Consider the following 15936-nt stretch of genomic DNA (forward strand, 5'->3'; position numbering starts at 1 on the left):
GTGGCGCAACTACCGTGAATCAGGTGACGACACGGGACGAGGCCGCTGCGCGACACGCGTTGGGTGACGAGTTGGCGTCACTGCGCGAGCGGGTGGCCCGGCTGTCGGCAGAGAACCTACGGCTGGCTCGACTCCTGAACATGAGTCGCGCGGATCGAACGCCACCCGGTCCGGCACAGACAGGCATCTTCGAGGCGGCGCCCGGCTCGGTGCATGCCTCCTCGCCGCCGGAGGCCAAGGTGGCATTCTTCGGCGCGCTGTTCGCAGCGCGTCAAGACCTCTACGCCACGAGGTGGGAGAACCAGCGGACCGGACGATCTGGTTGGCTGCCCGCAGTGCGCGGTGGCTGGAGTCGCGGTGTGCGGCACGAAGACCGCGACTATCTGCCGTTGACTCCGGACGTCCTCACCGCCCATCTGCGCGGTGACGTCCACATCGGCCTGTATCCGCTGTTGGACGGTGACCGATGCTGCTGGCTGGCTGCTGACTTCGACGGCGAGACCGCGATGCTGGACGCGCTGGCGTACCTGAAGGCGTGCCGGGCAGCCGGCGTACCGGCAGCCTTGGAGATCTCACGATCCGGCGTCGGCGCGCACGTGTGGTTCTTCTTCACTGCCCCGGTACCGGCCGAGACCGCCCGCAGAGTGGGTACCGGACTGCTGCGCGAGGCAATGGCGCTACGTGGACGCATGGACCTCCGTAGCTACGACCGGTTGTTCCCATCCCAGGATGTGCTGCCTGCCGGTGGCGTCGGCAATCTGATCGCCGCGCCGTTGCACGGCAGATCCCGGACCGACGGCGCCACCGTGTTCCTCGATGTCGCGACACTGGAGCCACACGAGGATCAGTGGGCGTACCTGTCGGCGTTGTCGCGCATGAGTCCCAGAGAGGTCGGTCGTCTGGCCGACAAGCTGGGCGGCGTCAGGGCCGGCACGGGAGTCGACCGGGTCACCGCACCTGCCTCGACCCGCATCCGTCCCGCGATGCCACTGACCGTGCCTGGGCGGCTCGGTGCGGGGCTGCGGCTCGAGATCGACACACTGGCGCCCGCACTGCTGGCCACGCTGAAGCACGCGGCGTCGATGCCGAACCCGCTGTTCTACGAGCGTCAGCGGTTACGCCGTTCGACCTGGGACACGCCGCGGTTCATCCGCAGCTTCGACGAGACGCTCGACGGCGGACTGGTTCTGCCGCGCGGGTTGGTCGATGCAGCCCGTGGCCTCGTCGAACAGGCAGGGAGCCGGCTGGAGATCGTGGACGAGCGTGCCACCGGGCACGACCAGGAGTTCGCGTTCACCGCGAGACTCAGCGACGAGCAGACTGCCGCATTCGACGACCTGGTCGCGCATGACCAGAGCCTGCTGGAGGCGCCACCCGGCGCAGGCAAGACCGTGATCGCCTGCGCACTCGTCGCTGCGCATCGGACCTCGACCTTGGTACTGGTCGACCGCAAGGTCCTGGCCGACCAGTGGCGCGCCCGCGTGACCGACCTGCTGGACGTCAAGCCAGGGCAACTCGGCGGAGGGCGCACCAAGACACGCGGAACGATCGACATCGCCACCCTCCAAACGCTGAGCCGTCGCGACGACATCGCGGAGCTCACGCGGGACTACGGATTCGTCATCGTCGACGAATGCCATCACGTCCCTGCGGCGAGCTTCGAACACGCGGTGAAGCAGATTCCGGCGCGCCGCTGGCTGGGTTTGACGGCGACGCCTTATCGGCGCGACAAGCTCGAAGAGCTGATCGTTCTGCAGGTGGGGCCGATCCGGCACACGCTCACGCGACCGGTCCCGCGAAACGACCGAGCCGGCGAGATGACAGAACCCCTGCCGGCGGCTGAGCACGGACGTGCCACGCCGAGGGCCGTCCTGCAGGTGCATCCGACGCGTTTCCGATACACCGGCGACGCGAATCCGGCAGAACCTGGCGGGATGGCAGCGATCTACCGCGATCTCGTCGCCGACCAAGATCGAATCGGCCAGGTGATCGCCGACGTCGTGGCTGCGCTCGAGCGTGGGCGCCACTGCCTCGTCCTGACGAGCTGGACTACCCATGTGGACCGCTTCGCGCATGCTCTTCGCGACCACGGCTACGACCCGGTGGTCTTGAAGGGTGGCATGCCCGCAAAGAAGCGAGCCGCGGCGATGCAACGGCTCACTCAGGACTCGGACGGGCCGCCGCTGCTGGCCGTCGCGACTGGCCAATACGTCGGCGAAGGATTCGACGCCCCAGCTCTGGACACACTCTTCCTGGCCGCGCCCATCTCGTCGAAGGGCCGGCTCGTGCAGTACGCGGGACGCATCTTGCGGCCGCACCCTGGCAAGGCGACGGCGGAGGTGCACGACTACCACGACGTCCTGACACCGGTTCTCGCGGCGTCACTGGCCAAACGTACGCCCGGATACACCAGCCTCGGCTTCCCGAATCCTCGCCGCGCGACCGTACGCAGATGAACGTTCGCATGGCGCGCACTTAGATTCGGTGACAGCCGTTGCGAACGCGACCATCCCCGTTTTGTGGCATTCTTCGCCTCATACTGCCCCTCTTTATGGCACTACAACTGCGAAACCCCCGGCCTTCTGTGGCGCAAGAATCCATCGTCGACCTCGATCACCGAGCTGGGCGGTCCCCCCGATCGTTGCTGCCTTCCTTGGCTGACACACCTCGCCGTCGACCTCCACGAACGTCATCTAGAGCCGGCCAGCGTCACGTAAAGCGGCCGGAGCACCTCGACGACGCTCTGGCCTCGGACCGTCACATCGATGGTCGGCAGCTGATCGAGCAGCGCATCGCTGGCCGCCCGCGCTGGGTTGTGCCGTGGTATCGCACCCGGACAGGTGAAGAAGGTGTCGAGGCAGTCGGCCAGCGGTATCGCGGCGTCGGATTGCTCCTGGCGATCGGCCGGAAGGTGGCCGGAACGCAGCGCGCTCAGCGTCTCCAGGAGGTCGTCGCGGTCACGTCCGCGCCAGGCGAGAATGCCGAACGGGTCACCGTCGAACGACTCGGCCAGCAGATAGAAGACCGCAGCCAGGTGTTTGCACGGTACCTCCCAGTCCGGGCACGTGCAGTCCATGGACAGCTGGTCGGCGCGATCCGGGAACAGGGACAAGCCGACCGACCCGAAGACGTCTTCGATGTCGTCGGGCATCTCCCCGGCCAGCAGTTTCGCCGAGTACCAGGCACTGTCCGCGAGCAGCTCGCTGACCTTGGTCCAGGCCGTCTTGTCGAACGCCGCCAGACCAATGCGTACCCGGTATGGCCTGGCTCGGCTGCCCTGCACGCGCGCGGTGACTGTGCCCGCGTCGATGTCCAGGTCGATCACCTGGCCACGACGGGCATAGTGGCGCCCACGTTCCAGCCGGCCACCGACGCCGATCGACTCGAGCACGTCGATGAATCGCTCGGACCACCACGTCTGGGCGATCGCGCCGCGCTTGCTGCGGGCCCTGATGCCGCCCTCGACCGGCTTCGGCCTGGCCGGCGGCGGGTACCAGTTACTCACCTACCGCCCCCTCCGACAGCGCGAACACGTCGCGCAGCGCGCCGGTGGACATCTCGGCCAGCCACTTCTCACCGTCGCTGATGACCATGTCGGCCAGCGCCTTCTTCTCCTCGATCATCTGGTCGATCTTCTCTTCGAGCGTGCCGGTGCAGATGAACTTGCGTACCTGGACGTTGCGCTTCTGCCCGATCCGGAACGCGCGGTCCGTTGCCTGGTTCTTGACTGCCGGGTTCCACCAGCGATCCAGGTGGATGACGTGGTTGGCCGCCGTGAGGTTCAGACCCGTGCCGCCGGCCTTCAGCGACAGCAGGAAGATCGACGGCCGATCGTCGGACTGGAAACGCTCGACCATCTCGTCGCGCCGCCGCTTCGGGGTTGCACCATGCAGGTAAAGCACGTCCTGGTCGAAGCGGGCTGAGATGTGCGGCATCAGCATCTCGGCGAACTCTGTGTACTGAGTGAAACACAGCACCTTGTCGCCCTCGGCCAGGATCTCCTCGAGGATCTCCTCGAACCGGATGACCTTGCCCGATCGGCGCGCCATCGGCGAGCGGTCGTGCAACAACAGTGCCGGATGGTTGCAGACCTGCTTGAGCTTCGCCATCGCCGCGAGCACGTTGCCGCGTCGCTCGATGCCCTCGGAGCTCTCGATCTTCTCCATCATGTCGTCGACTACCGACTGGTACAGCGAGGCCTGTTCGGTGGTGAGCTGGCAGTACTGCTTGATCTCGATCTTCTCGGGAAGGTCGTCGATGATTCGCGGATCGGTCTTCAGCCGGCGCAGAACGTACGGACGTGTGATCGTGCGCAGCTGTTCGGCCGGTTCCGTGTGCCCGTACCGCTCGACCGGAATCGCGTAACGGGCGCGGAAGCGCTCGGAGGATCCGAGGATGCCCGGGTTGAGGAAGTCCATGATCGACCACAGCTCACTCAGCCGGTTCTCGACTGGAGTCCCCGTCAGCGCGACCCGGTGCCCGGCCCGCAACCGACGCATCGCCTTGGCGGACTGGGACAGGCTGTTCTTCACCGCCTGTGCCTCGTCGAGAACGACTCGATCCCAGTCGTAGCTCGAGAGCTCATCGATGTCGCGCGCCGCCGTGGCGTACGTGGTGACGACGACGTCCACGTCGGTGAGCTGGGCGGCGAGCTCCTCCCCGCGTTTGCGGGCCTGGCCGTGGTGGGCATACACCCGCAGGTCCGGGGCGAACTTCGCCGCTTCCCGCTGCCAGTTGCCCACCAGCGACATCGGGCACAGCAACAGCGTGGGAGGAGCATCAGGGGTCTCCCCGCGCCGATGCTGCTCCAGCGCCAAGAGGTGGATCGTCTTGCCCAGGCCCATGTCGTCGGCCAGACACGCCCCGAGGCCGAGACCGGACAGGAACACCAACCAGGACAGCCCGCGCTCCTGATACGGGCGCAGGCTGGCGCGAAACCCGTCCGGCGCCGGCAGCGGCATCAGCGAACGCTCCGCCGCACCCGACAGCAGGTCGCCCAGCCAGCCGTCCGCCTGCACCGACGTCACCGGAAGCGGCGTGTCCAGATCACCCGGATGAGCGGCCGCCAGGGCGATGATCTCCCCGGCGGTCGTCGGTGCCGCCGGCTGGCGCCGCAGGAATTCCGGGCCGCGCTCGAGCTGCTCCGGATCGACGGCGACCCAGTTGCCCCGTAGCCGCACCAACGGCGCCTTGGTGGCGGCCAGCGCGGCCAGTTCGTCCTCGCTCAGCGCTTCGTCGCCGATGGCGAGCCGCCACTCGAACTCAACAAGCGCCTCGCGGCTGAACCAGCCACCCGTGACGACACCGTCCTGCGGCGTGGATTCCTGGGCCGCCAGGCCGAGCTTCTTCCGCTTGTCCCACCACGACGGCACCAGGACACCGAACCCGGCCTGGTCCAGGACCGCCACCTTGGCCGACAGGAAGTCGTAGGCACCGTCGACATCCAGATCGAGCGCGCATGGGCGTCGCTCACGCAGCGACGACAACAGCTCCGGGAAGATCGCGCTGGCACGTCCGAGCTCGGCCAGCAGCAGCTCGTCCGGCCGGTCCAGCCACCGGCGCAGCTCTCCACCGGATCGCCAGACCTGCTCGGCCGGTACCAACAGGCTCGGGTCCTCGATCGACTGCAGGAGGAACTCCAGCCGCCAGACCGTGGCGACCGAGTCGCCGTCCTCGGCGGCGGCGTCGCTTGGCCGGTGGTCGGTGAGCCGGAACGTGAGCCTCGCCGGGCCGGTCTGGCCGACACCGAACCCGGCCCACGGCTCCAGCGCCTGCTCCAGACCTTCCACGTCGCCGGGCTCGGCGTCGAACCGTCCGTCGGCGGTGGTCAGAGCCTGCACCCACGCCTCGGGGGCCGGGATCCGCTTCGGCCGACGTCCCCGCCTCGGCGGAAGCACCTCCACGGTGGACTCGGCGGCGAGACGCTCGCGCACGGCCGCGTCGACGAGCGCATGCACGGCGTCAGCGACCACGTCGGTCGGGTTCTGGCCGACGGTGTTCGCAGGTGAGTCCGTCATGGCCCGGAAGACCGGCGGCATGGCAGCGACCAGAGACTGCATCGTCACGACGTCGGGTCCTTGCAACGTGGGCCGCCAGCGCGCCACCGGCGCTTCGGCGTCCCACTCGACGGCCGGGAGCACGCGCCCGCGTTCGGCGAGCTCGCGTGCAAACGCCGTCACCTCACCCATGAACCGCACAGACGCGCCATAACGCACCTGGTCGGCCAGGACATCGAGGACGGTCAAAGACGCCACCGGATCGAACTGGACGACCGGCACGGACCAAGCCAGCAGCATGGGGCCCTTCGCCGGCTCCGGGCGAGGCGCGACCCTGACCAGCTCAGGGGAATCCAGCGGCTCGGTGCGTAACGACGGCAGCAGCAGCGTCACACTGTCGGCCTTGCCCGGGTGGATCGCGCCCAGTTCGTCGGCCGGTGCGGCGAACGGATGCTCCCGCGCGGAGCGCAACGCCTGGCTCGGGCTCTTGACCGTTCGTTCAGAGTCCTCGGCCCATAGGCACAGACCGTGCCCACTCCGCCAGAACCCATGGACTGCCAGCATTCCGCGCAGGACCCTTCCTCCCCCGCACGAGGCAGCACCCTATCGGGGCGCCTCGGCCGCCGAGGTCCAGCCACGCCGACACGGCGAGGCACCGTCAATCGGCGACACTACGTCGCCTCAAGCAGACTCGTCGCGGGGCTGCCACGCGTGAAGGAACGACTCGGGCACACCCCACCAGCCGAGGCGGGTGAGGCGGTCGTCCTCGTCGATGGCTCCGAGCACCCGCCACACGAGGACGGCGGCGAACAGGCCAAGGCTCACCGTCAATGCGGCGTCCTCCAACGACTCGTCGTCGAACCACTCGTCCTCGTCCTCGTCCTCGACGTCGACGTCGACGTCGAGGAGGTCGTCGTCCGCCTGGTCGAGGTCGAACGCGACGATCTCCTTGGACAAGCTGTCCTGGTCCACCACCGTCCCCGGGCCGCCGCGGGCGAGCACGACGGCGGCGGCGATCCAGTCCGAGAGCTCGAGCATCATCCGCGCGACCTGGCTGTCACGGTCGAGTACGTCCTCGGGGACCTCGCCCCGCTGCGACACGACTGCAGCCGCCAGGGTGAGCCGTGCTTGGCGGTCGTCAGCGGGCAGACCCGCGGAATCCACGTCTGCGGCCGTGCGCAACAACCGGTACCGCGGATCGTCGCTGTCCAGCCGGTCGCGGATCCGGGCACAGGCCGCCCGCAGCTAATCCTCCGGGCAGGGGCGCGGCCCGACCTCCTCCAGCATCTCGCCGAGGATGTGACGCGCGTCGGCCTGCGCGTCGTTCCATTCGGCTACGAACTCGGCGATCCCCTCCTCATCGAGCGCAGAGGCCGGCACCCGCCCGTCCGGCAGCGGCGAACGCAGCCAATCGACCTGGATCTGCCGATAGGCCGCGAGCGCTGCCGCGTCGCCGGCCGCGAGGCGATCCGGGTCGATCACCCCGTCGGCGACGAGCGCCTCGAGATGAGCCACCAGCAGCGCATGCAACTCCGCGGCGAGCGCGCTGCGCTCGTTCTCATCCGGCCACATGAACATCTCGCCCGGAATCAGTTGGATCGGTTCGGTGCCCGTTGCCTCCAGCCACTCCCGCACGCTCCCGATGCTCGCGCCACCCGCCCTGATCGACGACAGCACGGCCTCGGCGCTCGCCCAGAACGTCGTCGACATCGGGTTGCTGGCGGCCATCAGTTCCCGGCGCAGCGCAGGGAGCTCGGCCAGAGCCTCCGCAGCCGGCCTGGCCAGCAGCGCCAAGGCGACGTCCCTGCGCGTCAAGATCGGCAGCCGCCCGGCCCGCCGCATCGCACACAGCCTCAAGCATTCGGACCCGCCTCCAGCACGCCGTCCATCAATGAGTCGGCGGTCACCCCGGTCGAGCGCACCACCGATCTCCAGCTAGGCCCAGCCGCCATAGCCAAACGTTAGCGACACGATCCGTGCTCGCGGCCCCCGAGGCCTTGCGGGTATGAGCCGGTCGGTGAAGTCCTTCGCGCCCGGTCCCGCGTCTTCCGGCAGGCGCTCATCGGTAGAAGCTGAGTGTGGGCAGGATCGTTCCAGCAGCCGCCACAATCCGAGCCGAGACCTGGATGGCGTCGGCGACTTCCTCAGAAGTGACGTTGTCGCCGGGCGCTATCGGATACTCGATCTCCCCACGGCGCCGACGCAAAGCCGCCATCTCATGAAAGTCACCGTTGAACTGCGCACGCACGGCCTCTTCCACGGTGACGTGGTGGCCGTTCTGCCTCGGCCGCAGGGCCTGCTGGGCCAACAGGCCAGTGGCCGCCTTGCGCACAGCGTCATAGGCAAGGACGTAGGCAGCCTCGGGATTGTGGTCAGCTTCGCGTTCGGCTGACGCCAGCATGGCCCGGGCCGACTGCAGATGCATGTCGCCCGCTGCAGCGGCGCCTGTAATCGGTTCGAGACGGCCCTCCTTCAGCAGGCGTTCCACGGTCTCTGCACCGCGGGTCCATTTCATTCTGCCTCTCCGATGACCTCGACATACGGCCGGCGGACGATCTCATTCAACAGCGGATCACCGTCTCTTTGCGCCCACGTAGAGCTCTTGCGCAAGACCGGGTTCACGGGCCGCTGGAGGCGCCGTTCGGCACGTTCCGCCGCTTCATACAGCGCTGCTCGATCGACGTGATCCCCGATCACGAGCACGTCGATGTCGGCCGGCGGCGGACCGGGCTCGCCGTGATAGCGCGCCGCCCATGATCCGAACAGCAACACGAGGTCAGCACCTAGGTCCGCGAACTCGTCGGCAATCACAGAATGCGGCCCGAAGGTCATCAAGGTCAGCTGCGTCAGCGGCGCTACTGCAGGATTGTCGCCGTTGGCGCGGAGGAGCCGGCTGCGACCCACGTGCCGCGTGGCGAGCACGCCGCCGTCAATGAGGCGCATGACTTCGCTCTGAACGGTCGTCAACGGCGCGTGAAGTCGCGCTGCGAGCTCCGAGATGGACCACTCCCGGTCGGGCCATGGCAGGACGAGCGCAAGCAGGTCGCCCTGCAGGCGCGACCGGAACGTCGGCGCAAGGACAGGCCCCTCACTACGCATGAGCCGAAGATATCACCCGATTATGCGTATCCTCTTGCGTGGGAGTTCCGCCAGTCATCGGTGACTCAACCGTCGGCCCTGACGTCGTTGGAGTCGGCGAGCCGCTCGGCACGGTGCCGCCGTCGTCCGTTGACACGCGGCGGTGGCCAGCCGGTGATCGGCTGAGCGACGAGCTGGGGTTCTGCTCGGCGAAACGGAGGCCACACAGGTTCTTGAGGACGGACTCAGGCATCGAAATCCGGCCGATCTTGGCCACGTCGGCGACAATCTTGGGGATCGCACTCATGCCAAGATCCAGCTGCGGCACCTTGATGTCGAACTTCGCCATCAGGTCCTTGTAGATGCCCTGAAGTTGCCTCTGGAGGCGCTCACCCTGCTCTGGCGTCAGCTCATCGCCCGGTCATCGTCGCCAGGGTCAGACACCGTGATGGGCACTCCTATACCTCGCCTCCGCTAGAGCTGAGACCGAAGAACCGCTCGAAGAACGCGCCGAGCTTCGTTAGCACGCGCTGCTTCTTCTCGCCGTGGCCGCCATCAACCGCAAAGCGTGAGACCGGCGGAAGCACTCTCGTGATGGCGGTGCCGGTGGTCTCGATCTCGCCGTCACGGAAGGCGGTGTCGATAAACGCCCGGGTCTCCTCCGGCTTGAGGTCCTCGTCCTCGATGATTGCGTTGAGCTCCTCAGTACGGCGCTTGGCGACGTAGGCCGCCCACTCCTCGTCGAGGTCGCCGGTAGCGGAGATGGAGTCGACGAAGTCCACGACCAGATCCTTCTTGTTGCGCAGGCTCGGACTGGCATCGATGGCGTGCGAAATAGTTGCCCGGATCTCACGATCATCACCGTCGCCCTTGGCCTCGCGGTACTTCTGGACCAGCATCAGGATGTAGTCGACGTTGATCTCGACCTGCTTAATCAGCTCGATCTCGAAGACGACGTCGTCGACGATCGACTCCTTCTCGACGGTCGCGTCCTTCTTGAACTCGGCGTAGAGATCGAGGTAAACGCTGCGGTAGTCCTGGCCCTGGCGTTCGGTCAGGATCTCGTTTCCAGCGAAGTCATCGAAGCTGGTCAGGATGTTCTGCAGGCGCAGGATCTGGCCGAAGAGGGCAATAAACGCCTTCTGGGCCGCCTCTCCGATGATCGGCTGGCCGAGCGGGAACCGCTCCAGCAGCTCCTGGACCTTCTCGGCGTACTCGTCGTAGTACTCGGCGTATGGCTTGAGCAGGACAATGCCCTTGGCGTCTTTGTTGCCGAATAGGGCGATGGCGTCGTTCGTCTCTTCCTCCAGGTCGCGGAAGCTGACGATGTTACCGTAGGTCTTGACCGAGTTCAGGATGCGGTTGGTCCGCGAGTAGGCCTGGAGGAGGCCGTGATTGATCAGACGCTTGTCGACGAACAGTGTGTTGATCGTCGTGGCGTCGAAGCCGGTCAGGAACATGTTGACCACGATGACCAGGTCGATCTCGCGGTTCTTGAGACGTAGCGACAGGTCCTTGTAGTAGTTCTGGAATTTGTTACTGGATGTGTCAAAGCTCGTGCCGAACATGTCGTTGTAGTCCTGGATCGCATCTTCCAGGAAGTCACGCGACGACTGGTCGAGACCGTTCGTGTCGAAGCCCTCTTCATCGAGATAGTCGTCGGCCACAGCCTCGTTGGCAGCGTAGGAGTAGATGAGCCCGACCTTCAGCTGGCGGTCCGGCGACAAGTCCCACTGCTGTAGATAGAAGTGGTTGTAGTAGCGCTTGGCGGCCTCAATCGAGGCGGTCGCGAACAGTGCATTGAAGCCGTGGACACGGCGCTCACCCAGCGTGTACCGCTTCGACCGCCTGGTCTTTTGGTCAAAGTGTCCAAGCGTGTACTCGACCACCTGCCCAATGCGCTCCGGGGCAAGTAGGGCACGCTCAGTATCGATGGCCGGCACCTGCTTGTCCTGGATGCCGTCAGGGAGCCTGACCGTGTTGACGTAGTCGATACGAAACGGCAGGACGTTCTTGTCGCTGATGGCGTCGACGATCGTGTAGGCGTGGATGGCCATCTGGTGACTCTCTGGCGGGCAGTTCGTCGGGTTGCCGTGCAGGAAGCACCCGAAAGCCTGAGCCGTGGTGCGCAGCTTCGGGTTGCCACTGGTGCCCGCGTTGACGGCGAAGATCGGGGTGCCCGTGAAGCCGAACAGGTTGTACCGCTTGAACGCCTTCGTGATCGCCGAATGCATGTCACCGAACTGCGAGCGATGGCACTCGTCGAAGATGATCACGACATGGCCGCTGTAGATGTCGTGGCCCTTGTTGCCACTGATGAAGGTCGACAGCTTCTGGATCGTCGTGATGATGATCCGCGCAGTCGGGTCTTCGAGCTGGCGCTTGAGCACGGCGGTCGAGGTGTTGGAGTTGGCTGCTCCTCGCTCGAATCGGTCGTACTCACGCATGGTCTGGTAGTCGAGGTCCTTGCGGTCGACCACGAACAGCACCTTGTCAACGCTAGGCATTCGACTGGCGAGCTGGGCCGCCTTGAAGCTAGTCAGCGTCTTTCCCGACCCGGTCGTGTGCCAAACGTAGCCGCCGGCCTTGAGGGTGCCGAGCTGCCTGTAATTGGTAGAGATCTCGATGCGGTTCAGGATCCGCTCGGCCGCCACAATCTGGTACGGACGCATGACGAGCAACAGCCGGTCAGCGGTCAGCACGCAGTACTTCGCCAGGATGTTGAGCAGCGTGTGGCGAGCGAAGAACGTCTTGGCGAACGCGGTCAGGTCTTGGATCGGCCGGTTCTGCGCGTCGGCCCACCATGAGGTGAACTCGAACGAGTGGCTGGTGTTGCGGGTCTTCTTGCCGCCGGTCTCGTTGATGTGCTGACGACGGGTCGTGTTGGAGTAGTACTTCGTCAGCGTGCCGTTGCTGATGACGAACAGCTGGACGTACTCGAACAGCCCGGAGCCGGCCCAAAAGCCGTCCCGCTGGTAGCGGTCGATCTGGTTGAACGCTTCGCGGATGTCCACACCACGACGCTTCAGCTCGATGTGGACCATCGGGAGGCCGTTGACCAGGACAGTCACGTCGTAGCGGTTGGCGTGCTTGGCACCGCCCTCGCCCGCTCCGATCTCGTACTGGTTGATCGCCTGCAAGCGGTTGTTGTGGACGTTGGATTTGTCGAGCAGCGTGACGTTCTTGGTCGTACCGTCGTCGCGCTTGAGGATCTGAACGTGATCTTCCTGGATGCGGACGGTCTTCTCGACGATGCCCTCATTGGCTCCGGCGATCTTCTCCGTGAAGAACCGGTCCCACTCCGAATCGCTGAACGAGATGCCGTTCAGAAGCTCGAGCTGGGCGCGAAGGTTGGCGACGAGCTGCTGTTCCGACGTGATCGGTAGGTACTCGTAGGCTTGGCCCTGCAGGAGCTTGATGAACTCCTTCTCAAGCTCGGCCTCTGACTGGTAGGCCGTGGCGGTGGCGACGTCCGGGACGAACTCCGCGACGACCGTGCTCTCGGAGCTGACGGCGATCGGGTCGTACTGACGTGCTGGAGCATCACTCATGCCGCCAGCTCCTTGAAGGTCAAGAGCTTGTCGCGGTGATACTCGTGCTGCTTCCGACGGGCGGCGAGCTCGTCACTCAAAGCCGACTCTAGAGCGGTGATGGTGCCGATTACGTGCAAGAACTCTCTCTGAGCGGTGATCGGTGGCAGCTCGATCTCGAACGCCTCGAACTGGTCTTCCTTCCAGCGTCGACGACTCTTAGTTGAGCCTCGCTCGGTACCCGTGACCTCTCCCTCGATGCGCTTGAGCGTGTACTCGTCTTTGAAGTAGAGCAGTAGCCACTCAGGCAGCACGCGCGAGGTATCGAGGTCGTAAACGGGGAACTCGTTGGAAACAACTCCATCAGCCAGTTCTGCGGGAACAACCGCGAACGATCCCTCAGTGACGAACATTCTGTTGTAGATGAGCTGTTGCGGCTTAACTCGGTAGAGCGTCGTCCCCTTGATGGCGCGGCCAAGCTTTGGCTCCCGAGCAAAGGCACCTTCGCCGTACCACTTAACTCCGAGGTTCGTGTACGTGCCATCCGACTCTACACGCACCGGATCCACGTAGTGCGTCGCCACCTCGCCAAGCTCTACATGCTGCCGATCACCAGACCTAGAAGAAGAAGCGTATGGCGCGTGTGGCAAGGTACGGGCCAGCGCGAGACGCTGCCGTTTGCGGACCGCCAGTTCTTCTTCGATTCCAGCATCCAACGCGGCGAAAGCATCCAAGATCCGGACGATCTCACGTTGCACCTTCACTGGTGGAACAGGGATGGAGTAGTTCATCAACATTGAGGTCTGGATGGCAGCCATCGATCCGTCTGTGCGACCCGCAATACCCAGGATTGCCGCCGCACGGGCGCGGCACACGTGAGCCAGATACTCAGGCAGGACACCCTCATGGGGGACGACTGCGCGCATGTCCTGATTGAGCGCCACCGAGAACGGCACTAGCGCGATAGGGAGCAGTCGGCGGAGGATGTTCGACCGCATCACGAATGCGACCGAACCGGCAGGGACTAGCTTGGCTGGCGACTTGCCGAGTGCTGCCTCCGTGATGTGGTCCTCGGTAGCCAGCACCTTGCCGCCGTTCATGTCTTTTGGCGACAACCAAGGCACCGTACCGTTCTCCCAGTACTCGGAAACGGCCTTCGACGGCGTGCCACCTCCGTACCAGGTGCCCGCTTCACCGAGAGTGCGCATCGGGACACCTTGTGGACAAAGCCTAGATATGGCGGCCTCAATTGGAGTCACGACGCGTCCTCTAGCTCGGCAACGATTTCATCGAGAATGGCGCGGAGCTCGGCCTGGCGAGCCACGATTTCAGCGATCTCCGCGTTGAGCTCGGCGATGTCGACTGCCTCACGCGTATCTGCCTTTGCGACGTAGGCGGATACCGAAATGAGGTACTCACGCTCCGCGATCTCCGTTGTTGGCACGAGCCTAGAGAAGTGATCTACGTCCTTGCGCGACACGAAAGCCTCCAGGATCTTCTCCTGGTTGTGCGGCTGAAGCTTGTTCTTGCTACCCACATGCTCGAATTCCGCAGATGCGTCAATGAACAGAACTGAGGCATCCTTCTTCGACTTCTTGAGCACCAGGATGCAGGTGGCGATGTTCGTACCGAAGAAGAGGTCAGGCGGCAACTGGACCACAGTATCGACGTAGTTGTTGTCGATGAGGTACTTGCGAATCTTGCGCTCAACGCCTCCACGGTAGAGGACGCCGGGGAACTCAATGATGGCCGCAGTACCGTTCACTGCGAGCCAACTGAGCATGTGCATCGTGAACGCGAGATCAGCGTAGGACTTCGGGGCCAGTACGCCCGCGGGCGAGTAGCGCGGATCGTTTATTAGCAGCGGGTTGGCGTCACCCTCCCACTTGATCGAGTAAGGCGGGTTGGAGACGATCGCCTCGAACGGCTCGTCATCCCAGTGGGCCGGATCAATCAGGGTGTCGCCGTGCGCAATGCTGAACTTCTCGTAGTTCACGTCGTGCAGGAACATGTTGATGCGGGCCAGGTTGTAGGTGGTCAGGTTGATCTCCTGACCGAAGAAGCCCTGGCGGACGTTTTCCTTGCCGAGAATCTTGGCGAACTTCAGCAGCAGCGAGCCCGAGCCGACCGCCGGGTCGTAGACCTTGTTGACCGACTTCTTGCCGACCACTGTGATGCGTGCGAGGAGCTCGGAGACCTCCTGGGGCGTGTAATACTCGCCACCCGACTTGCCGGCATTGGCGGCGTACATCTGCATGAGGTACTCGTACGCGTCGCCGAAGGTGTCGATGGTGTGCCCATTGAAGTCGCCCAGGTTCAGGTCCCCGATGGCGTTGAGCAGCTTGACCAACTTCTCGTTCCGCCGAGCCACCGTGTTGCCGAGCTTGGCACTGTTGACGTCGAGGTCGTCGAACAGACCCTTGAGGTCGTCCTCAGAGTCAGCGCCCTTCGCCGAGCCCTCGATGTTGCCGAAAATCCGCTCGAGCGTCTCGTTGAGGTTCTCGTCGCTGGCCGCCCGCTTGCGGACGTTGGCGAACAGCTCGCTCGGCAGGATGTAGAAGCCCTTCTCGGCCACCGTCTCCCGACGACCGAACTCGGCCTGCTTGTCGCTCAGCTTGGCGTAGTCGAACGACTCGTCACCAGCCTTGCGCTCGCCCTCGTTGATGTAGGCGGTCAGGTTCTCCGAGATGAAGCGGTAGAAGAGGATACCCAGGACATAGCTCTTGAAGTCCCAGCCGTCGACCGAGCCACGCAGGTCGTTGGCGATGCGCCAGATTGTCTTGTGAAGCTCAGCGCGCTGAGCTTCCTTGCTCGATGGAGCCACTATTACGTCACCACCCTCGCACTGAGGTTGGTGGTGCAGGCTGCTGTCAGGTGGCTCATCTTCAGGTGTATCTCCTTCACCCCGACGGCGTGTGCTTAGGTTCTGTACCGGTCTCAGACTCAACTTAGCGGGACGCACCGACAGGTTCCCGCCGACTCGTCGAAGGCCAGGTCGTCACCAACTGGAAACAGGCCCTTGCCCAACTGGCCATCACCTACCCCGACCGCATCAATCCCCACCTCTAACACCACTCACGAGAGAAGAAACGACCGGCTCCTTATACAGAAACTCGACAAGCTCCCTTCATTGGACGCCCATGACCGGTTGTTGAAGTGTCAACGATGCGTCTGGCCATGAGCAATGCGTCGTCAGTTCGGAGCAAACAGGACGGCTGCAGCCACGACATAGACGCACCGCTACCGGTAGATGAGCGACTACCGTGGAGTTGTTACCGAGCTGGACGAGGATACCGAAGTAGGCGCCAGCGACGCCAACGAACCGTGCACCA

General features: G+C 64.7%; 11 protein-coding genes. 1 reads left to right on the plus strand and 10 read right to left on the minus strand.

Annotated features, from left to right (window positions below; translation table 11 throughout):
* Positions 1-23: 23 nt before the first annotated feature.
* Complete coding sequence (locus tag E1262_RS22370; RefSeq protein WP_203454210.1) at positions 24-2456, plus strand: DEAD/DEAH box helicase; 2433 nt, start codon at positions 24-26, stop codon at positions 2454-2456.
* Positions 2457-2689: 233 nt separating this feature from the next.
* Here E1262_RS22370 and E1262_RS22375 read toward each other — a convergent pair whose 3' ends face one another.
* The 10 genes from E1262_RS22375 to E1262_RS22420 all read right to left on the minus strand — a co-directional run bounded on the left by E1262_RS22375 (position 2690) and on the right by E1262_RS22420 (position 15428).
* Positions 2690-3505, minus strand: a complete 816-nt coding sequence (locus E1262_RS22375) for an SWIM zinc finger family protein (RefSeq protein WP_132105775.1) — start codon at positions 3503-3505, stop codon at positions 2690-2692.
* Positions 3498-6560 carry a DEAD/DEAH box helicase gene (locus E1262_RS22380; RefSeq protein WP_132105777.1) on the minus strand — a complete coding sequence of 1021 codons (3063 nt, stop codon included), beginning with the start codon at positions 6558-6560 and terminating at the stop codon, positions 3498-3500. The genes E1262_RS22375 and E1262_RS22380 overlap by 8 nt, the downstream gene beginning before the upstream one ends.
* 117 nt (positions 6561-6677) lie before the next feature.
* Entirely contained in the window at positions 6678-7160 is a 483-nt protein-coding gene (locus tag E1262_RS22385; RefSeq protein ID WP_132105779.1) for a hypothetical protein, read from the minus strand.
* Between the two features lie 81 nt (positions 7161-7241).
* Positions 7242-7790, minus strand: a complete 549-nt coding sequence (locus E1262_RS22390; protein WP_132105781.1) for a hypothetical protein — start codon at positions 7788-7790, stop codon at positions 7242-7244.
* A 265-nt stretch (positions 7791-8055) separates the two neighbouring features.
* Complete coding sequence (locus tag E1262_RS22395; RefSeq protein WP_132105783.1) at positions 8056-8484, minus strand: hypothetical protein; 429 nt, start codon at positions 8482-8484, stop codon at positions 8056-8058.
* A 23-nt stretch (positions 8485-8507) separates the two neighbouring features.
* Positions 8508-9095 (minus strand): ArsR family transcriptional regulator, encoded by a 588-nt coding sequence (locus E1262_RS22400; RefSeq protein WP_132105785.1) that lies wholly within the window; start codon positions 9093-9095, stop codon positions 8508-8510.
* The gene (locus tag E1262_RS22405) at positions 9088-9423 is read right to left on the minus strand and encodes a hypothetical protein (RefSeq protein ID WP_132105787.1); all 336 of its coding nucleotides are present in this window, start codon (positions 9421-9423) and stop codon (positions 9088-9090) included. The genes E1262_RS22400 and E1262_RS22405 overlap by 8 nt, the downstream gene beginning before the upstream one ends.
* Before the next feature lie 109 nt (positions 9424-9532).
* On the minus strand, positions 9533-12625 hold the full coding sequence (locus E1262_RS22410; RefSeq protein ID WP_132105789.1) for a type I restriction endonuclease subunit R: 3093 nt from the start codon (positions 12623-12625) through the stop codon (positions 9533-9535).
* Positions 12622-13812, minus strand: coding sequence for a restriction endonuclease subunit S (locus E1262_RS22415; RefSeq protein WP_132105791.1), 1191 nt, complete (start codon positions 13810-13812; stop codon positions 12622-12624). Before E1262_RS22415 ends, E1262_RS22410 begins: the two co-directional genes overlap by 4 nt.
* A gap of 47 nt (positions 13813-13859) precedes the next feature.
* Positions 13860-15428 (minus strand): type I restriction-modification system subunit M, encoded by a 1569-nt coding sequence (locus E1262_RS22420; protein ID WP_132105793.1) that lies wholly within the window; start codon positions 15426-15428, stop codon positions 13860-13862.
* Between the last annotated feature and the right edge of the window lie 508 nt (positions 15429-15936).

It is taken from the genome of Jiangella aurantiaca, assembly GCF_004349105.1.
Taxonomy (GTDB): Bacteria; Actinomycetota; Actinomycetes; order Jiangellales; family Jiangellaceae; genus Jiangella; species Jiangella aurantiaca.